This is a genomic window from Micromonospora cremea (genome assembly GCF_900143515.1).
GTDB classification, from domain to species: domain Bacteria; phylum Actinomycetota; class Actinomycetes; order Mycobacteriales; family Micromonosporaceae; genus Micromonospora; species Micromonospora cremea.
The window spans coordinates 988,757-1,008,347 of the sequence record NZ_FSQT01000001.1 but is presented as its reverse complement, the minus strand read 5'-3'; the positions used below and the strand labels follow the sequence as shown (position 1 = coordinate 1,008,347).

The window sequence follows — 19,591 nt, the reverse complement described above, 5'->3', positions numbered from 1 at the left end:
GATCGACCGCTCAGCAGGCCCAGGTCTTCGACCGACACCAGCCAGTCGATGTCCCTGGCCCGCGGCGGCTGTGAGCTTTTGAAGGCCCTGCCCAGGGACACGCGGAGCGGACGGCAGGCCTCGTCCCGGCGCTAACCGCGACGGGACGAGCACTCGGTTCGCCGTCAGCGGCCGTACGTCTCCAGCAGCCGCAGCCAGACCTCGCTGACGGTCGGGTATGCCGGAACCGCGTGCCACAGTCGGTCCAGCGGGACCTCGCCGACGATGGCGATCGTCGCGGCGTGGATCAGTTCCGCGACGTCCGGGCCGGCGAGGGTGAAGCCGACGATCACCTTCCGGTCCTCGTCGACGACCATGCGGGCGTGTCCCTTGTAGCCATCGGCGTGCAGGGAAGATCCGGCAACGGCGCCCAGGTCGTAGTCCACGACCCGGATCCGCGGTCCGGCCGCCGCGGCCGCGGCCGCGGTCAGCCCCACCGACGCGATCTCCGGGTCGGTGAAGACCACCTGCGGTACCGCACGCTCATCGGCCGTGGCCGCGTGTCGGCCCCACCGGCCGTCCTCGACCTTGTCACCCTTCGCCCTGGCCACGATCACGTCACCCACCGCACGCGCCTGATACTTGCCCTGATGGGTCAGCAGCGCCCGCCGGTTCACGTCACCCGCGGCGTACAGCCACCCCTCGCCACCGACGACGCGCAAAGTGTCGTCGACCGCCAGCCAGGCGCCCGGCGCCAGTCCGATGCTCTCCAGTCCGAGGTCCTGAGTGTTCGGCGTACGGCCGATCGCCACCAGTACCTCGTCGGCCGCCACCCGATCGCCGTCGGTGGTCCCGATGTGGACGGTTCCGCTGTCGTCGCGGTTGACCGAACCGGCCTCCGCGTCGATCCGTACCGACACACCGGTCTCGCGCAACGACTTCGTGACCAACTCACCGGCGAACGGCTCCATCGACGGCAGCACACCGTCACGGGCCAGCACCGTCACCGAAGACCCCAGAGCGGCGAACGCGGTCGCCATCTCGGCGGCCACCACGCCACCGCCGATGATGGCGAGCCGGCGGGGAACCGACCCCGCCGAGGCGGCCTCGCGGCTGGACCACGGCGCCGCCTCCCGCAGACCCGGGATATCCGGCAGCAGAGCGCTGCTTCCGGTCGCGACGACCACCGCGTGCCGCGCGGTCAGCGTGACCGTGACACCGTCGACGCCGGTCACCTCGACGACCCGGGTCGAACGGATCCGCCCCTGACCACGGTGCAGCGCGATCCCAGCCGACTCGAGCCAGGACACCTGCCCGTCGTCCTTCCAATGCGACGCGAAGGAGTCCCGGCGTCCGAGCACCGCCGCCACGTCCAGGTCACCCGTCACCGCCTCCCGCGCACCCGGCAGTTGGCGAGCCGCCCGCAACGCGGACGCGCTGCGCAGCAACGCCTTGGTCGGCATACAGGCCCAGTACGAGCACTCCCCGCCGACCAACTCCCGCTCGACAAGGGCGGCGGTCAGGCCGCCTTGCACGACCCGGTCGGCGACGTTCTCCCCGACCGGACCCGCGCCGATCACGACGACGTCGTACTCAATGGCGGTCACGTCAGTTGCCCTTGGCGCTGCGGCCGAGGCGGAAGGCGGCGATGAGGAAGAAGATGGCGCCGGGGATGGCGTAGCCAGCCGCGTTGGTCAGCGACGGGTTGTCCGCGGAAGCAGCGGCGATGAAGGACCCACCGGCCAGCACTGAGATGCCTCCGCTAATGATCATCGGCCACTGGCCGCCCATCGTGCGACGAGTGACACCAACGATCAGCTGGACCAGCCCGGCCACGATCGCCCAGGCACCCCACACCCGCAGCACCGCCGGAATGCCGGACGCGCCGGCGAGGCCCACGCCGACGGCGGTGATCAGGCTGACCGCGATGTTCACGTACAGCAGGGCCGGCGAGCCGGTGGTCCGCGACGAGCGGAGGTCGTAGATGGCGGCGCCCACGTCGAACAGGGGGTAGAGCACGAAGAGCACCACCGTGAGCGGGCCGATCTCCTTGGCGGTCGCGATCGTCACGAGTGCCCACACGATGGCGAACGCGAAGCGGGTGAAGTACAGCCGCCGCAGTGCGGAAGCGGTCTGGGAGATACCGCGCGAAGCAGCAAGGGTGGTCACGGTGGCCCTTTCAGTGGAGGCGCCGAGAGATCGAACGTTCTGTCACGTAGAGCATGGCAACCCCCCACGTACGTTGTCAAGACCGAACGTTCTATCTGTCAGGGAGCGCGAAGTGCACAGCGACGGTTCGCGCGCCCCGGGCTGTCGAGCCTGTGGCTGCTCGCGCATCTCAGACCGAACGTTCTATTCGCTAAGATGGTCGGATGACGCGTGGCGAACCCGACACCCGGCCCTCTGAGGCGCGGCTCCGGCTCCTCACCACGGCAACCAAGATCTTCTACGCGGAGGGCATCCACTCCGTCGGCGTTGACCGGATCATCGCCGAGGCAAAAGTGACCCGGGCCACCTTTTACCGGCACTTCCCCAGCAAAGATGACCTGATTCTCGCGTACCTGCGTGAGGTGCATCAGATGGATCGCGGCGCGGTCGACGCGGCCATTGCCACCAGCCCATCGCCGGTCGACTCCCTTCTGGCCATTGCTGGCTCCATCGCTCAGAACGTCCAGTCCCCCGGGTTCCGCGGATGCGCCTTTCTGAACGCCGCAGCCGAGTATCCCGACACCGACCATCCCGTGCACCAGGAAATCATCGCCCACCGGCAATGGTTCCTGGACACGCTCACCATGCTGATGGCGCAGGTCCACGAGGAAACGGCGGATCCCGCCGCGCGCCACTTCGTCATGCTCCGCGACGGCGCCATGGCAGCCGGATGCCTCTTCAACCCCGCGTTGGTGTCCGAGACCTTCCTCCGCGGGATCGAAGGACTTCTCCGGATCAACACCGAGCGCCAGTCGACCGAATCCGCCCGCTAGTACGACAACAGCCTTGTCGGATCTCGCCTGGGCGGGGGCGCTCGCGTACTCGACCCTCCCGCCGCCGAGCACCGGTCAGATGATCGCCTACCGGCAAGTGCCTGGAAGTGACAGGACCATCGATGCCTCGCGCGTCAGCCGGTGCGGGTTGTCCGGGCTGGTCGCTGTGCACGGCCGTGCGCGGTCACGCCTCGGAGTCGCGATCGCCGGATGCCTCCCGCCCGATCGGCGAGGCGGAGACCCCCAGCGGCCGTCCCCGGGTCCGCAGCGCATCGAGTAGCGCGACCAGGGCCAGCACTCCGGCCACCACGCTCAGCCCGACCATCGGCGCCCAGCGGGTCAACGCCGACGTGAACAGCAGCACGGCCACCAAGCCGATCATCGGGGATCGGGAAACCCGGCCGAAGATCTCGTACTCCAGCAACATGCGGGTGACGAGGAAGAGCACCGGACCGCCCACCACGAACAGAAGCCAACTGGGCCGCGGCGGCCCGAACGGATCATCGATCACCAGTTCGTAGCCAACCGAGGTGACGAGCACGCTGAGCACGATCAGCAAATGCGTCCGTTCCGACGCGGTGCCCAGCCGGCCGGGCATACCCGCGCGACCCAACGCCTCGGTCAGCAGCAGACCGGCGCGGTGGAAGTAGATCCGCCAGAGCAGTGTGCTGGTGGCGAACGCGACCCCGAAGGCGGCTGCCCGCTCCGCGGAGTAGTCCGTGCCGCTGAAGACGGTGCCGATGACCAGAATCGACTCACCGAGTGCGATGAGAAACATCTGCTGGTGCCGGTCGGCAAGATGCGTCCCAGCGATCCGCCAGCGGCCCACCGCTGAGGCCCCGACCCGCGGCAGCGGCCAGCCCAGGGCCCAGGCGAGGTAGTCGACAGCGAGGGCGGCAGCCCACAGCGGCAGGCGAAGTCGGTCCGGGCCCAACGCGCCGGCCAGCCAGAGCGGCGCGCTCGCCGCAGCCCATGCGGCAAGCCGGAACGGCACCAGCCGTCGTGGATGGCCACGCAGCGCGGCGGCGACCACCAGCGGCCGCACCACCATCACCATCAGGTATGCGGCCGTGAACGGCAGCGCTCGCTCCTCCATTGCGCGTGGCAGCGTCACCGCCATAACCAGGCCGGCGAACATGGTGCCGACCACGACGGCCTGGATGATCGCCCGCTCCGGTTCGTAGCGACTGGTGATCCAGGTGGTGTGCGACCAGATCAGCCAGAGCGCCAAGAAGAGCAGCAGGGTACGACCGAACCCTTCGACGAGCGCCCAGCCAGTGTCATCGCTCAGGTCGGCGAATCGTTGCGTGACCCGGGTGAGGGCGACGACGAAGGCCAGGTCGAAGAAGAGCTCCAGGAACGTGGCACGGCCCGAACTCGTGGGAGGGCGCAGCAGTTCGGCACCGCGTCCCGCCATCGTCTGCCTCCGTCCGCCCTCGTCGCACCAACGAGTCGGCCGCCGAAGGGGTTGCAATTCGACGACCAGATCTGGCCACGGCCCCTCGTCCCGGTCGGTCCTGCCGCCGACCCCGCGGCAGCGACAGTCAGCGGGCAGGTCCGACGCCTTCTACGCGATCTGGTCGCCGAAGATCCACGCCAGATCCGCACCATCGGCGCTGACGTGCGACAGGGCGGGCGCGTGGCGCATCGACACCCGGCCCGGACTGATCCACTGGCAGGAAGACGACAGCATGACACGTGACGCCCTTGACCACGCGGCGCCAAATAGGGATGGCCGCAGCCTGGTGGAGCCGCACCCCGATCGGGCGGATCAGCGGCGGTGTGGTGCCCCAACGCTGCGCCGGGCTACCAGGGTCGGTGCGATGGTCTGCCGCAGCGGGCCGGCGATGTCCGTCTCAATCTGGGCCAGCAGCATGTCGAGACTCGCCCGGGCCACGGCAGCGAAGTCGGGCCGCACGGTGGTCAGCGGCGGAATGAAGTACGCCGCCTCCGGCACGTCGTCGAAGCCCACCACGCTGATGTCGTCCGGCACTCGGCGACCGTGTTCGTGCAGCGCCCGCAGGACGCCGAGCGCCAAGTGGTCGTTGGCGGTGAAGACCGCGGTTACCTCCGGCATCCGAGCCAGCATCTGCCCGCAGCGGTACCCAGCTGCTGACGACCAGTCCGCCTGAATCAGAGGTGGCAGCTCCACGCCCGCCGACACCAGCGCCTCCTGCCACCCTCTGATGCGGCCGGCGCTGTCGAACCAGCCCGGGGGGCCGGACACATGCCAGACTGTCGAGTGCCCGGCGTCGAGAAGGTGCTGGGTGGCCGCTCGGGCGCCGGAGACCTGGTCGACCGTCACCAGGGGAATCGGTCGCCGCGGATCGCCGTCGACGGTCACCAGCGGAACGTCCTGGGGTAGCCGTTCGAGGGCCTCCCCCGCCGACTCGACCGGCGCGATCACCACGACGCCGGCGACCCGGTGCGCCAGGTGCCGCTCCACCACCGCGGAGATCGACCGGTGGTCCAGGTTGCTCACGCTGCCGATGCTGACCGCGAAACCCGCCTCGGCGGCCGCTTGCTCGAGGGCGGCCAGCAGTGACGCCGGACCGTAGAGGGTGGTGTTCTGTGCGACCACACCGATCACCTGCGATCGGCCGGTGACCAGCGCGCGGGCGGCACGGTTGGGCCGGTAACCCAGCTCGGCGATCGCCGCCTGGACCCGCAGCCGAGTATGCTCGCGCACGTTGGGATGTCCGTTGAGCACCCGCGACACCGTCTGGTGGGAGACGCCAGCGTGGCGAGCAACGTCGGTCATCGCGGGACTGCGCACGGCCACCTCACTTTCCCGGCTGCCACACGGCCCGTCGACGTCGCCTGGAGCGGCCTGGAGGCGGAAACTCGCTCTCGTGGCCGCACGTCGGTGTCTGCCAGGTGGCAATGCTGGATCGTCGACAGTCTACGTCAGTTGCGTCGCTGGCCATGGCGCAGCCGAGCCGCCGCTCCCCGTTGCAGCCCGAGATAGCGACGCGTTGGCCGTTCGCGTCCCTTGGTTCGTCAACGCGGACGGAAGGGCACCGTTGCCCGCCGCACCGACCAGGCGCCTCGTGGGGACCGCACACGATGCCGACATGGCGAACGTCGCCGCCCGCCTCGCCGACGCGGAGACCATTGACCGGCTGCGCGCTCTGGTGGACCGGATGGACGAACTCGTCGACGACCACGAGCACGACCCGGCCTTTCACGACACGATCATCCTCTGCCGGACTACCACGCGTCGTTCGGCCCCGAGGTGCCCCGCACCACGTCGTGGGTTACCGGTGAGCGTCGTCCGGGCCGGATACACCGTGCGGGGATGCGTCCCCGACGAGCACGGTCTCCTTGATCTCCTGCCGGCCCTCCTCCCGGGCGCGGGCGAGCAGCCCGGCCAGCCTCCGCCGGCGGTGACGGGCCGCGATCCGCAGGCCGACGAGCAGCGCGGCGAGGAGCCTACCACCAGCCGGTCGACGACGACCTGCCCAGCTTCCTCGCCTCCGCGGAGGACATGGACAGGTACATCGGCTCCGTCACCGCGATCGCCGATTCCGTCGGGGCGATCCGCAGGTCGACGAAGAAGATCATGATCGCGTTCGTCTGGTACCAGTCCGCCGCCCCGTCCACGCCGCCGAGCGGCGAGGACTGGCCGGTCGCACCGCCACTGCTGGAGGATCACTACAGCGTGGCCGACGCCGTCGTCGTCGGCGGCCTGCTCATCAGCCTGCTCCGGCACAGTGACCGGGTGACCGCGGCATGCCAGGCGCAACTGGTCAACGTCATCGCACCGATCATGACCGAACCGGGGGGCACGGCCTGGCGCCAGACCATCTTCCACCCCTTCGCCCGCACCGCCCGGCACGCCCGGGGAAGCGTGCCTCCGTGACAGCAGCACGACGACCACCGACCGCTACGGTGAGGTCGACGCGGTCTCCACCTGGGACGACGGCACCGGCGAGATGACCGTGTTCCTCGTCAACCGCGTCACCGCCACCCCTGCCGAGGTGACCCTCGACCTCAGCGGCGCCCAGTTGACGGGAATCATCGAGTGCGTCACGGTCGGCGGCACCGACCTCGACGCCAGGAACACGCCAGACGGCCCGGACCACGCCGCGCCGCACCCCAACGGCACCGCGCACCGCGTCGGCGCCGGCGTCCGGCTGACGCTTCCACCCGCGTCCTGGACCATGCTGCGGATGAGGACCACGGAGGCGACCCCGTGAGCGGCTGACACGAACCATCGGCCGGCGGTGTAACGCGCGCTCGTCGCCGCGCCGCGCTGTGCGACGGCGGGCGCGCCCCGGCCGCTCACTCCTGGCTGTCACCAGGGGTGAGCGGCCGGGGCTTTCCCACCGCACCTGGAAAGGCGTCGGGCCGGGCTCTACCGGGCGTCGACCGGTGCGCTCTGGGAACCGTTGAAGAGTTTGTCGCCCTGGTAGTAGGCGACCACCGGAGCGTCCAGGTCGGCATGGACGGTCTTCTTCAGCCGGGCGACGCCGTTGTGCACCGGGGCGGACCCGAGGTGCGTGTCGCCCGCGTAGAAGTCGACCCTGCCGGAGGGGGCCGAGGTGCTGGTGCTGACGGCACCAACCGTCGCGGTGGCGGTGACCTTGGTGTTGTGCGAGGCGCCCGCGGGTGCCGTCGTGACGTCGAGGCCGGTCGTGGTGGCGCGGAACGTCAGGGCGCGCAGGTAGTGGTTCAGTAGGGGGCGCCAGACGTGCCAGGTGTGCACACCGGGCACGTTGTACTCGTCCAGATCGACGCCGGCGGCCCGCAGGGCGGCGGCGTTGCGCTGCGAGTTCTCGGCGATGTTGCCCAGGCGGTCCTGGAGGCCGGTTCCGATCATGATGCCGCCGGCCACCGCCTTCATGCGGTCGATCTGCGCCTGGGTGGCAGTCGGTCCGCCTGCGCTCCAAGCGGCGTGGTAGCCGAACAGGTCGGTGTGGTTGTACATGAGGGTGTATGCCCGGCTGCCACCGGCAGAGAAGCCGGCAAACGCGCGGTCCTGCGGTCGGTTGGAGACGTGGTAGTTCTGCTCGACGAACGGGAAGATGTTGTTCCGCAGTTCGTTGACGTAGCCCTCGTTGCCGCCGGGAAGGCCGTTGAAGTCGGTGGACACGATCACCATCGGCTCCACGGCACGGTCCTTGATCGCGTTCTCCAGGATGAGGTGGGCCACGCCCTGCATCGTCCAGGCGGTCGAGTGGTCACCACCGCCGTGGCTCAGGTAGAGGGTCGGGTACGGCTTGACCCGGTTGGGGTCATAGCCGTGCGGCAGGTAGACGACGATGTCGTGCACTCCCGGCGGGTTGGTCGACAGCGGCGAGGTGTACCGCCGGGACTCCAACCGGCCAATCTTGGTGACCGGCGCCTGGTAGCCGGTGTCGTACGTCGGGAACTTCTTGCTGGTCGGGACGTAGATCGTGCTGCGCACAGCGCCGGGTGCTCCTGGGTACTGCGGCTGGATCTGCCACGGGTTCGCGGGGTCGTCGTGCAGCGCGCAGCCGGTGGCGAGCTCGTTGGTGCAGTCATGGGTGAACGCGTAGCGGAAGGTGCCCGCGGGCAGTGGTGTGGTGAACGTCCACACCCCGTCGGAGCCCTTCTGCATGGGCTGGATGTGCCACGGCGTGGCCGCGACGTCGCCGGGCTGCCACTCGGCGGGTGGGCGGGCGTCGCCGCAGTCCTGGCACGGGATGTTCTCCGGCCGGGAGTAGAACCAGTCGCCGTAGATGTGGACCTGCTGGACGTCCTCGGGCGCCCGGTACCTGAAGGTGACCGCGTAGCCGGTCGGCGGCTCGTCGGTGCGGGTGACGGTTGGCCCCAGGGGCGCGGGTGGCGCGGCCGACGCCGCGGGGGCGGCGACGGTTGCGGCCGCGACGGTGATGGCGGCGAGCAGCGAGAGCATCAGCCGGCGCCTCGGCGCCGGCGTCAGGGGACGGGGAATTGCAATGGGCATGTTCCTGCTCCCTCTTCGGTGTGTGGTCAGACCGCATCGAGCGGCCGACCGACCATTCGATGGTGAGGTGAACGGATACCAGTAGCGAGCGATGCCGGTGTGTGAGCGTTAACATCACTCCTTGCCGAAATAAAAGCATGAATTGCGTTGGCAGGTCAATACCAGGACGGCAATTCATTGTTACGAATTGTCAGGAAAGCAATTAGGGCAGCTTTCGGTGGCGCCAGGACGGCTGGCGCACGAATCATTCTAGGGTCAATTCGTCAAGCGATCGCGCGCCGACCGGCCGCGACCAGGAAGCACATGCGGGAGCGACCTACCGGCGCGGCTATTGCACCCCTGATTCCAACCTCCCATCGACTCGCCGGGGAATGGCGGTGTACTCGTCTCGCAGTTCCTCGGGAAGGATCCATTCCGGGGCGTCCTGCCACGCCAGCGGGCGGAGGAATCGCCGGATCGACGTGGCGCCCACCGAGGTGTGCACGGCGTTGGTCGACGGCCAGAGCCCACCGTGGTGCTGGGCCCACGACACGCGGACACCGGTGGGATAGCCGTCGAAGACGATGCGACCCGAGCGGGCGGCGAGCAACTCGACGAGCCCGCGCACGATACCGGCGTCGTCGCCCGGTCCGCGATGGATGGAACCGGTCAGCGACGGTGGGACGGTCGCCAGCACGGCGTCGAGCTCGGCGACGTCGCGATACCGGACCACGACCATGAGCGGGCCGAAGCACTCGTCGGCGATCTCGGCGGTCAGGCCGGGCAGACCGACCTCCAGGAGCGTCGGCGCGACGGTGAAGCCCGCGCCGGGGTGGACCTGGGACCGCGCCGAGACACGAGCGCCGGCCCGCTCGAACGCCGCAGCCTGGTTCTCGTACGCGTCACGGATGCGCTCGTTCAGCAGGACCGCACCGCCCGCGGAGGCGATCCTCCCCCGCAGCGCGTCGACCAGGTGCTCACCGCCCGGATCTGACGGGACGAACGCGAGCCCGGGCTTCGTGCACAGCTGGCCGGCCGAGCCCGTGAAGGAGGTGAAGAGCCCTTCGGCGATCTGGTCTCCCCGGTCGACGGCCGCGCCGGGCAGGACGACGATCGGGTTCACGCTGCTCAGTTCGGCGTAGAAGGGAATGGGATCAGCTCGCTCGTCGATGGCGGCCTGGATGGCGCGGGCGGCGCCGACGGAGCCCGTCAGGGCGGCCGCGCAGATCGTGGGGTGACGCACCAGCGAGCGGCCGGCCTGCTCCCCGTACACGATCGCGATCACACCATCGGGCCCGTCCATGTCGCGGACGGCCGACCCGATCGCCTCGGCGGAGGCGTGCGATGTCAGCGGATGGGACGGGTGGGCCTTCAGGACAGTGGGACAACCCGCGGCGAGCGCGGAGGCGGTGTCACCCCCGGCGACCGAGAAGGCGAACGGAAAGTTGCTGGCCCCGAAGACGGCGACCGAGCCGAGGGGTACGAGCATCCGCCGCAGGTCCGGGCCGCGGCCGAGTGGTGTGTCGGCGGCGTGGTCAATGGCCGCCTCGATGTACCCTCCGTCGCGCAGCACGTCGCCGAACATCCGGAACTGGACCGCCGCCCGCGTGAGTTCCTGGTCGAGTCGCGCGTCGCTCAGTCCGGTCTCCGCCTCCGCGGCCGCGACCAGGTCCACGCGGCGGGACTCCAGGGACGCGGCGATCGCGTCCAGCATTTCCGCTCTGCCGAGTCTCCCCAGGCCGGACAGCCACCGCGCGGCCCGGGACGCCTGGCCGGCGATCGCCTCCAGCCGAGACTCGTCCGTCTCGGTGAGGTCCGTCGCGCGACGTCGGCCGTCGCGCGGATCGACCGTGCTTACCACGTTCACAGCAGTCCCCTCCTCATCAGATTGCCCATGAGATCGCGGACGCCGAACTGCCAGGGCTCGCACTCCTCCGCGTGCCGCACCCGATTGACCAGGGTGCCGAGCGCCGGGCAACTGATCCGCACCTCGTCGTCGACCTTGTGGGTGAAGCCCTCGCCGGGACGGTCCCGGTCCTGAATGGGCGCGAACATCGTGCCGAGCATCAGGACGGCGCCGTCGGGATAGTGGTGGTGCGGGCCGATCAACTGCCGCACCAGCGCCTCCGGGTCGCGCGACATCCGTGTCATCTCCGAGACCGCCTCCAGTTCGAAGCCGTCCACACCGCGGACCTCCAGACCCACATCGAGCTCGCGCACCTGTTCCAGACCGAACCGCTCGTCGAACAGCCGGATCAAGGGGCCGAGGGCACATGAGGCGTTGTTGTCCTTCGCCCGGGGAAGCAGGAGTGCCGAGCGGCCCTCGACATCCCGCAGGTTCACGTCGTTGCCAAGGGTGGCGCCGACGATCCGGCCGCTGGACTGGACGATGAGCGTGACCTCGGGTTCCGGGTTGTTCCAGGTCGACGCGGCGAGAACGCCGACCGGAACGGCGGTGCCGACGGCGGAGAGGATCTGACCCTTGGTGAAGATCTCGGCGTCCGGTCCGATCCCCACCTCCAGGTACTGACTCCAGACGCCCTCGGCGACCAGCAGGCTTTTGAGCCGCTCCGCCTCCACCGAGCCCGGAGCCAGGCTGTGCAGGTCGATACCGATGTCGGCGGACATCTGGCGGCGGATGTCCGCGGCGAGCCCCAGGTCTCCCCGTGCCCGTTCCTCGATGACACGCTCGATCATCGAGACGGGAAACGTCACGCCGGCGGCCTTGAGCGCCTGGAGGTCGACCGGGGCGAGCAACCAGGGCCGGGTGCGGTCACGGGTCGCGGCACCGGTGTTGGCCAGTATCTCCCCGAAGCCGCCCAGCCGCGGCCCGTCGAGCCCGGCCACCGTAGCGGCGGGATCGGGCAGCTCGCAGATGTCCCGGACGGTCGGGAAGCGGTGGCTGATGTCGATGACCTCGCCGTCTCGGACGGTCACGGGTGAGGGGCCGTCGACGGACGGGTCCCAAATCCGACCGATGAGGACGCTGTCGTCGACATCGTCCGGCAGGGCCTCGGCGGAGGTCCCGAACCAGTCTGCCCCGGTGGCCAGCCCCCGGGAGCGTGGCACCGTCATGAGCCGCTCGTCAGGTTGAAGAAGGACCGCTCGTCGCGAGGGCGGATGTCGTAGACGGCGTCACGGAACATCCGGACCGGATGCGGTGTGAACGGGTGCTGCTCGATCGCGGCGAGATTCACCTCGATGCCCAGTCCGACCCCGATCGGGACGAGCACGTCGCCGTCGTCGGTCAGAACCAGCCGTTCGTTGGTGATCTCCGGGCGCCAGGGCACGTCGGTCGCCATGATCTCCAGGTACCGGAAGTTGGGCAGCGTTGCCCCGAGCTGCAGCGTCGCGGCCGTGCTGAGCGGACCGCTCGGGTTGTGCGGCGCGAATCCCACGTAACTTGTCGCGGCGAGCGTCGAGATGAAGACGAGCTCGGCGATTCCGCCGGCGTGCGTCACATCGGGTTGGACGAAGTCGACCGCCTGGCGGGCGAGCGCCGGCGCGAAGCCCTGCCGGCCGTACCACCGCTCCCCCGCGGCGATAGGCACGGGCGACGCGCGGCGGACGTCGACTAGTGCGTCGAGGTTGTCCGGCGGGCACGGCTCCTCGAACCACACCGGGTCGAACTGAGCGATCTCCTTCGCGACCTTAATCGCGTGGCGGACGTCGAAGCGGCCGTGCCCCTCGATGAACAGCTCGACATCGCGGCCCACCGCGCCACGGACGGCGTCGATCTGGGCGAGCACCCGGTCCAGCTGCTGGGTCGTGATGGTGAGGTCGTAGTTCTCGAACGGGTCCCACTTGAGGCCGCGGAAGCCGGACTCCACCGTCCTGCGCGCGGCGGTCGCGTAGTCCTGCGACGTGACGGCTCCGGAGAACCAGCCGTTCGCGTATGCGCGCACCCGATCCCGCGTCGCACCGCCGAGGAGCCGTGAGAGCGGGACGCCGAGATCCCGCGCCGAGATGTCCCACAGGGCCATCTCCAGCGAGCTCAACGCGGTCATGATGACCGGCCCGCCACGCCAGTACCAGTCCCGCGCGAGCTCGTAGAGGATCTTCGAGATGCGAGTGGGGTCCAGGCCCACGACCGCTTCGGCCACCTCGGCGACAGCGCCCTGGACGGCCCGTTCCTTGCCTTCCAGGGTGGCCTCACCGAGCCCGACGATCCCCTCGTCAGTGTGGACGCGCACGATGACGAGGTTCGTGCGGTAGAAGTCGACGACCAGCGTGTCGACGGAGACGATCTTCATGTTTCGGCTCAACCCTTCACCGCGCCGGCGGTCATGCCGGACACCACGTACTGCTGCACCAAGAGGTAGAAGGCGACCGCTGGCAGCGTGAACAGGAAGGCGACGGCCATGACCGTCTGGATCGGCGTGCCCAACTCGCCGATGAAGTTCGCGATGCCGACGGAGGCCGGCTGCAGCTCCGGATCGAAGATGAACGTCACCGCGAACACGTACTCGTTCCAGGCGTGAAAGAAGGCGATGACCGCGGTCGCCGCGATCGACGGGGCGATCAGCGGCACGTTGATGCGGGTCAGGACGGTGAAGGGCCGCCCGCCGTCGGCGCGCGCCGCTTCCTCCAGTTCCTTCGGGATGCCGTCGATCGCGCCCTTGAGGATCAGCGCGACGATCGGCAGGACGAAGGCGGAGTTCACGAGGACGAGGCCGGTCAGCGAGTCGAGCAGGTCGAAGCGGCGGAAGAGCGCGAACAGCGGCACGACCATCAGCGCCTCGGGAAGCATCTGCGTGAACAGCAGCACGACGGTCAGCACGGCCTTTCCCCGGAACGAGAATCGGGACAACGCATACCCAAGCGGGATACCCAGACCGACGGACAGGACCATCGTGCCCACGGCGATCACCAGGCTGTTCAGCAGCCACCCGGCTGCCTTGCCCTCGGCCAGCGCCTCGACGAACACCCCGAAACGACCGACGTCCGGCGTGAGCCGGGGCTGCTCGGCGAACAGGTCACCGTTGCTCGACAGCGCCGTGACGAGCATCCAGTACAGCGGAAACACCGCGACACCCAGGACGACGAGCACGGCGACGATCCGCGCGGTGAGACCGAAACGGAAGCGCCTCATCGGACGTCCTCCTTCTCCACTGCACGGGCGACCAGTCGGCTGCCGGTGATGACGATGAGCGAGATGACGACGCCGACCATTCCGATGGCCGCCGCCGAGCCGAGTTCCTTCGAGTCGAACGCCTGGGAGTAGAGGTCGATGACGAGCGTCTCGGTGGCGCCGACGGGCCCACCCTTGGTCATCAGCCAGATGAGCTCGAACCGCCGCAGCGACCAGATCGTCATCAGCAGAGCCAGGAGTCCGACGGTTGGCTTGATGACCTGCCAGGTGACGGCGCGGAAGGTCGCCCATCGTCCTGCGCCGTCCACGGTCGCGGCCTCGTTGAGGTCCTGGGGAACAGATTGCAGTGCGGAGAGCAGCACCACGGAGGTGAACGGGAACAGTTGCCAGATGGTCGTCGCGAGCACTGCCGGGAGCGCGTAGCGCGAGCTGTCCAGGATGGCGCCGCCCGGGACGCCGAGTCCCAACGCGTCGAGAAGCCGGTTCACGATCCCGTACTGCGCGTTGAGCATCCAGGTTGCGATGAGCGCGACCGCGATGCCGGGAGCGGCCCAGGGAACGGTCACGAGCGCCCGTGCCACGCCACGGCCCCGGAAACCCTTGTTGAGCAGGAGCGCGACGGCGAGGCCGGCACCGACCGCGCCGACGACACAGGCGACCACGTAGACGAGGGTGATCAGCAAGGGGCGGTGGAAGTCGGGGTCGCCGAAGATCCGGTTGAAGTTGTCGAGCCCGACCCACTCGCTGCGGGTGGGGTTGAGCAGCCTCGTCCGGGTGAAGCTGAGGTACACCTCCTGGACGAGGGGCACCGCCTGGAAGACGAGGATGAACAGTGCGGCGGGGGCCAGGAACAGATACGGCGTCCACCTGCTACCGAGTGGGCTGGGTCGACGCCGCGTCCCGGATCGGGGTTTTGTCTTCGGTGCTCCGGTCTGGTCGAGCACAGTCATCGGGGTGATCCTTCTGAGGAAGGACGCTGCCGGCGCACGGACCGGCGCGCCGGCAGCGTCGCCGTGTCGACCGTCAGCGGACCAGCTCGGTCGCCTGCTGCTGTGCGCGATCCAGTGCGGACTTGAGGTCCGCCTTGCCCTGCAACGACGCGATCACGTTCTGCACGACCACCTTGCGGATGTCCGGCGTCTTCGCTTCGAACCCCAGGACGATCTGCGGCAGGCTGGTCTCGGTGAGCCCGTCGAAGACGGTGAGGAACGGGGTCGCCTTGAGCGACTCCGCGCTGCGCTGCGTGGTGGTGGCGACGCTGCTCGCGCCGAGGATCTCCTGCAGCTTGACCTGGTTCTGTGGCTCCAGCGCCCAGCGGATGAAGGTGGCGGCCTCATCCTTGGCCTCGCTCGCCTCGTTGATCACGATCGGCGCGAGGATCGCGCCCTGCTTGCGTACCGGAAACGGGATGGGCGCGACGCTGAAGTTCAGCTGCGCGTTCTGGCCGCGCGTCGCGGTCACGTACCCCCCGTTGTTGAGCTCCATCCCGACCTTGCCCTCGGCGAACATCCGCCGGAACGTCGCCGCGTCCGCTCCGCGTGGGATGACGTTGGCGTCGTACAGGTCCTTGTACGCCTGTAGGCCCTTGAGGTTCTCGGGGGAGTTGATCGTCAGGTTCTTGCCGTCGGACCACGCGCCGCCGAAGCCGTAGACGTAGTTGAAGATGTCCTGCCAAACGCCGGCCTCCTCCGCCTCGGTCTGGCGGAAAGCGAGGCCGAAGACGTCGCCCTTGGTCAGCGACTTGGCGGTGGCGGTGAACTGCTCGTAGGTGGTCGGCGGCGTCGGGATCAGATCCGCGTTGTAGAACATCGCGTAGTTCGACGCCTCGAAGATGACGCCGTGCCGGACGCCATCGTGGACCATGAACTGATCCGGCTGCTTGAGCAGGTCGTACTTGCCGACATCGATCATCTTGTCCAGAGGCGCGATGAGGCCGGCGTCCGCGGCGGCCTCGAACTCGGGCATGTCGAAGCGGACCAGGTCAGGCCCCTTGCCGCTGCCCATCTGAGTGAGCACCGTCTGACCGAAGGTCGGGTACGGCACCGCGGCGGCGGAGACCCGGACCTCGTCCTGGCCCTGATTGAACTCATCGAGCCATTTCGTCAGCAGGGGCCCGCGGCCCGGGTCGCCGAAGGTCGAGGCCGCGAAGGTCAGTTCAGTGACACCGTCACCGGAATCGTCGCCAGAGCCGCAACCGGTCAAGAGAGCGGCGGCCAAGCCGAGAGCACATGTCGCCCTGGCGACGCCAAAGCGAGCGAGCTTATTACTCATCGTCACTCCCCTGTTACGAAGAAGGAGGCAATTCAATGAATTTGCAACGATCGTAGCGCCATATGCAACGGCGTCAAGTGGCAATTGCGTATCGCGTCAAGTACATTGCATATGACGCAACGACAGTGACGGCGTCGCCGTCACATGAGGGGGCAGGGCCTTGGCGCAATCGATCCGCCGCGCGATCGACCTCATCCGTCGATCGGCGGAGCACCCGCTGACACTCACGGAGGCGGCGGACGTACTCGGCGTCCACAAGTCCACGGCCCTGCGGATCCTGCAGACGCTGGAGTCCGCGCGCTTCGTCCGCCGGACCGACGCGGGCACCTATGTGCTCGGCAACGGTCTGATCGAGCTGTCGGAACTTGCGCTCAGTTCGATGGACCTGCGCCAGTTCGCCGCCGCGCACCTACGGGCGCTGCAACGCGAAACCGGCCACACCGTGCACTTGGCGCAACTGACCGGCGATGAGATCATCTACATCGACAAGGTCGACAGCCCGGCGTTCGACGCCGTCAAGCTGCCGTCCCGGGTAGGGCGCGCGGTGTCGATCTACGCGAGCGCCGTCGGCAAGACCATCCTGGCTTACCTACCCCCGGAGGAACGCGACCGCCTGCTCTCCCCGGTCGTCTTCGAGAGGTTCACCGACACGACCTTCGCCGACCGCGACTCCCTCGAAGCCGAACTGGCCCGTATCCACCAACGCGGCTGGGCCGCCGACAACGGCGAGCACGACACCTACGTGATGTGCGTCGCCGCACCAATCAGGGATTCGCGCGGGCTGGTCATCGCCGCCGCCTCGATCACCGCGATCGAGGTCATCGCAAGCCTCGACCAACTGAAGGACAGCCTTCCGCTCCTCCTAAGGACCGCAAACCGGATCTCGTACGAACTCGGCTACACACCTCCGCCCTCCACGAGCCCGGACGGTTCAGATGACGGCCGATCGGTTGATGAACGCATCCCCAGCTGACGATCGAGGATCTGTGCTCCGCGCCGGGACAGACCGCGAACGCCGAGCTGGTGGAGACCGCCAGCCGTCTAGCCGATGAAGCAGGATGGGTCGGGCCCGTACGGTGGGGTGATGGACGTTACGGCGGGGCCGCCGGCGATGCGGTACCGAGTGCTCGGGCCGGTCGAGGTGTGCTCTCTCGCCGGAGAACCGCTGGCCCTCGGCTCGCCGATGCAGGTGCGCCTGCTGGCCATCCTGATGTCGCAGCCGGGCACCGGGTGGTCCATCGACCAACTCGTCGACGAGCTGTGGCTGGGACGCCCCCCGAAGACGGCAGCCGGCAACGTGAAGACCTATGTCTGGGCGTTACGCCGGGCGTTGCGGTCCCCCGGCTCCCCCGACCCCGCCATCCTCGCCGGGGCCACCGGCTACCGTCTGGTCCTCGACGCGCAGGCGATGGACAGCCTGGCCTTCGACGACCTGACCCAGCGCGGGTATCACGCAATGCGGCAGGGCCGTCGCTCGGATGCCCTGCGGGCGTTCGAGGCCGCGCTGGCGCTGTGGCGTGGAAAGCCCTTTGCGGGCCTACCCGGATGGGGGGTGTTGCTCTCCGTCCGAGCGCGACTGGTCAAGAGGCGTTGGCCGGCCGACCGACTGGTTGATCACCGAGAAGGCGAAGAACACCGTGTCGAATTGACGAGTCGCCCGCCGGGTGAGCAAGTCAGCCTCGAGTCCCTTCAAGGCGGACCAGGGCCGGTCTCCCACGATGGGAGACCGGCCCTTGGTCTGCTGGGCGCTCGGAGCGACTCGACCCGCTGCCCTCTGATCGCTTACGTCCGATCGCGAGGCCGCCCGGCACCAGCAGAGCTGGTCAGGCGTTGAGCTTGCTGGCCATCTTGACGACCCGCTGAGCCATGTGGTCGAGGGCGTTGAGCTGGGCGTCGCCCAGCGGAGCGTCGTTGCCTCCGCCGGTGACGTGCGAGACGCCGTACGGGTTGCCGTCGCCGAACTTCACCGGGTCGGTGTAGCCGGGGGCGACGACCAGACCGCCGAAGTGGTGGATCGTGTTGTAGAGCGCCAGGAGCGTCGACTCCTGGCCGCCGTGGGCGGTCATAGATGCGGTGAAGCCCGCGTACACCTTGTCGGCCAGCAGCCCCTGCCCCCACTGCGGACCGAGGGTGTCGATGAACTGCTTCAGCTGGCTTGAGACGTTGCCGTAGCGGGTGGGGGTGCCGAACAGCACCGCGTCGGCCCAGACGACGTCGTCGGCGGTCGCCTTAGCCTCGCTCTTCGTAGCGTCGAAGTGCTGGCTCCAGGCGGCGTTGGAGGCGATGGCCTCCTCGGGGGCAAGCTCCGGAACCTGGCGCAGCCGCACCTCGGCGCCGGCCTTCTCGCCAGCCTCGGCGAGCCGCTTGGCCATGGCGTGGATCGTACCGGTCGAGGAGTAGTAGATGACGGAGAGCTTGGTCATCGAAGGCATCCTTTCAACGAGGTAGTTGCCGGTGATAAATTTGCGTCAGCAACAACATGACTCTAGCAACGGCGGCGAGGCGGTCGCCACCGGGCCCGACCTGGCCGCCCGGGTGTCGCAACAGCGAGCGGAGTACGCCAGCCACCGGACGCCAGATGCACCGCACGGGATCTGTTCGGTCAGCCCCGCGTAACGCAGCGCGGGCGCCAGGATCGGGTTTCTGCCGTCCAACCCGGTGACGATCGGGCGGAGTGCGCCCCGGCGGGTCGCCCGACAACCCGCCTGAGGCCGGTCGAACCGGTGAAGGTGACGCGGCGTACCCGCGGGTCGGTGATCAGTGCCTCGGCCACCGCCGAGGCATCCGCCCGGCCGGCGGTGACCACGCTGACGACGCCGGCGGGCACCCCGGCCTCGGCCAGCACCTCGGCGAGGATCAGCCCGGAGGTGACCGGCGCCGCACCGGGTCGGATCAGCACCGTGTTGCCGACGGCCAGCGCCACGGCGATCACCTGGGCGCAGACGACCATCGAACCGTTCCATGGCACGAACGACACACCACGCCGGCCGCCTGGCGGATCGCGGTGGGAACCCCGCGGTTCACGCTGGTGACGAGGAGCCCCGCGACCGGTCGGATCGCCATCGCGGCGTCCTGCCGCAGCTGGCCAGCGGCCATGCGGATGGTGAACTCCGCCCGCGCACGGCGGCTCGCTGTTTCCTGACGCAGGATGCCGGCCAGCGCCTCCGTGTGCCGCTCGAGCAGGTCCGCCGCGCCAAGGAGGAGCGACCGGCGAGTCGCCGCCTCGGTCGCCGCCCAGCCGTGGAACGCGGCCTGAGCCGCGTCCACGGCCGCGCGGACGTCGGCCAGTTCCGCCGCCGGGTCCGTCACGTCCCGAGTGCGATTCCGCCTCCCAGTCGGCCATGCGGCACCTGCAGA

Annotated in this window: 17 protein-coding genes and 1 pseudogene; 5 read left to right on the top strand and 13 right to left on the bottom strand. The window is 69.0% G+C overall.

What is annotated here, in order from left to right; translation table 11 throughout:
• Positions 1 to 164: 164 nt before the first annotated feature.
• Positions 165 to 1,586 carry a dihydrolipoyl dehydrogenase family protein gene (locus tag BUS84_RS04545; protein WP_074309003.1) on the bottom strand — a complete coding sequence of 474 codons (1,422 nt, stop codon included), beginning with the start codon at positions 1,584 to 1,586 and terminating at the stop codon, positions 165 to 167.
• A gap of 1 nt (position 1,587) precedes the next feature.
• Entirely contained in the window at positions 1,588 to 2,148 is a 561-nt protein-coding gene (locus BUS84_RS04540) for a hypothetical protein (RefSeq protein ID WP_074309001.1), read from the bottom strand.
• 203 nt (positions 2,149 to 2,351) lie between these two features.
• Between BUS84_RS04540 and BUS84_RS04535 the strand changes: the two genes are divergently transcribed.
• Positions 2,352 to 2,960: a TetR/AcrR family transcriptional regulator gene (locus tag BUS84_RS04535; protein WP_074309000.1), complete on the top strand. Its 609-nt coding sequence runs from the start codon at positions 2,352 to 2,354 to the stop codon at positions 2,958 to 2,960.
• 184 nt (positions 2,961 to 3,144) lie between these two features.
• On the opposite strand, the gene BUS84_RS04530 is transcribed toward BUS84_RS04535, so the two are convergent.
• Both BUS84_RS04530 and BUS84_RS04525 read right to left on the bottom strand, forming a co-directional pair.
• Entirely contained in the window at positions 3,145 to 4,377 is a 1,233-nt protein-coding gene (locus BUS84_RS04530) for a low temperature requirement protein A (protein ID WP_074308998.1), read from the bottom strand.
• Positions 4,378 to 4,731: 354 nt separating this feature from the next.
• Positions 4,732 to 5,721, bottom strand: a complete 990-nt coding sequence (locus BUS84_RS04525; protein WP_208869521.1) for a LacI family DNA-binding transcriptional regulator — start codon at positions 5,719 to 5,721, stop codon at positions 4,732 to 4,734.
• Positions 5,722 to 6,447: 726 nt separating this feature from the next.
• Here BUS84_RS04525 and BUS84_RS40565 point away from each other — a divergent pair.
• Positions 6,448 to 6,822, top strand: coding sequence for an alpha-L-arabinofuranosidase C-terminal domain-containing protein (locus BUS84_RS40565; protein WP_280175092.1), 375 nt, complete (start codon positions 6,448 to 6,450; stop codon positions 6,820 to 6,822).
• A gap of 73 nt (positions 6,823 to 6,895) precedes the next feature.
• Entirely contained in the window at positions 6,896 to 7,159 is a 264-nt protein-coding gene (locus BUS84_RS40560) for an alpha-L-arabinofuranosidase C-terminal domain-containing protein (protein ID WP_280175091.1), read from the top strand.
• Positions 7,160 to 7,317: 158 nt separating this feature from the next.
• On the opposite strand, the gene BUS84_RS04510 is transcribed toward BUS84_RS40560, so the two are convergent.
• From BUS84_RS04510 to BUS84_RS04480, 7 genes are all read right to left on the bottom strand, one after another.
• On the bottom strand, positions 7,318 to 8,892 hold the full coding sequence (locus tag BUS84_RS04510; protein WP_084757195.1) for an alpha/beta hydrolase-fold protein: 1,575 nt from the start codon (positions 8,890 to 8,892) through the stop codon (positions 7,318 to 7,320).
• A gap of 328 nt (positions 8,893 to 9,220) precedes the next feature.
• Positions 9,221 to 10,738, bottom strand: a complete 1,518-nt coding sequence (locus BUS84_RS04505; protein WP_074308993.1) for an aldehyde dehydrogenase family protein — start codon at positions 10,736 to 10,738, stop codon at positions 9,221 to 9,223.
• Positions 10,735 to 11,946, bottom strand: a complete 1,212-nt coding sequence (locus BUS84_RS04500) for a fumarylacetoacetate hydrolase family protein (RefSeq protein WP_074308992.1) — start codon at positions 11,944 to 11,946, stop codon at positions 10,735 to 10,737. Before BUS84_RS04500 ends, BUS84_RS04505 begins: the two co-directional genes overlap by 4 nt.
• A complete protein-coding gene (locus tag BUS84_RS04495; protein WP_074308990.1) occupies positions 11,943 to 13,124 on the bottom strand; it encodes a mandelate racemase/muconate lactonizing enzyme family protein in 1,182 nt (393 codons plus the stop codon). Before BUS84_RS04495 ends, BUS84_RS04500 begins: the two co-directional genes overlap by 4 nt.
• 8 nt (positions 13,125 to 13,132) lie before the next feature.
• Positions 13,133 to 13,963: a carbohydrate ABC transporter permease gene (locus BUS84_RS04490; RefSeq protein ID WP_074308988.1), complete on the bottom strand. Its 831-nt coding sequence runs from the start codon at positions 13,961 to 13,963 to the stop codon at positions 13,133 to 13,135.
• Positions 13,960 to 14,913, bottom strand: coding sequence for a carbohydrate ABC transporter permease (locus BUS84_RS04485; protein WP_074308986.1), 954 nt, complete (start codon positions 14,911 to 14,913; stop codon positions 13,960 to 13,962). Before BUS84_RS04485 ends, BUS84_RS04490 begins: the two co-directional genes overlap by 4 nt.
• A 73-nt stretch (positions 14,914 to 14,986) precedes the next feature.
• Entirely contained in the window at positions 14,987 to 16,270 is a 1,284-nt protein-coding gene (locus BUS84_RS04480) for an ABC transporter substrate-binding protein (protein ID WP_143728228.1), read from the bottom strand.
• A gap of 124 nt (positions 16,271 to 16,394) precedes the next feature.
• Between BUS84_RS04480 and BUS84_RS04475 the strand changes: the two genes are divergently transcribed.
• Both BUS84_RS04475 and BUS84_RS04470 read left to right on the top strand, forming a co-directional pair.
• Positions 16,395 to 17,207: an IclR family transcriptional regulator gene (locus tag BUS84_RS04475; protein ID WP_074308984.1), complete on the top strand. Its 813-nt coding sequence runs from the start codon at positions 16,395 to 16,397 to the stop codon at positions 17,205 to 17,207.
• A gap of 111 nt (positions 17,208 to 17,318) precedes the next feature.
• Entirely contained in the window at positions 17,319 to 18,068 is a 750-nt protein-coding gene (locus tag BUS84_RS04470) for an AfsR/SARP family transcriptional regulator (RefSeq protein ID WP_159450984.1), read from the top strand.
• On the opposite strand, the gene wrbA is transcribed toward BUS84_RS04470, so the two are convergent.
• On the bottom strand, positions 18,058 to 18,666 hold the full coding sequence (gene wrbA / locus BUS84_RS04465; protein ID WP_074308979.1) for an NAD(P)H:quinone oxidoreductase: 609 nt from the start codon (positions 18,664 to 18,666) through the stop codon (positions 18,058 to 18,060). The two genes, BUS84_RS04470 and wrbA, sit on opposite strands and share 11 nt — an antisense overlap.
• Positions 18,667 to 18,836: 170 nt before the next feature.
• Positions 18,837 to 19,501, bottom strand: a pseudogene (locus tag BUS84_RS39560) (aldehyde dehydrogenase family protein).
• Positions 19,502 to 19,591 lie beyond the last annotated feature (90 nt).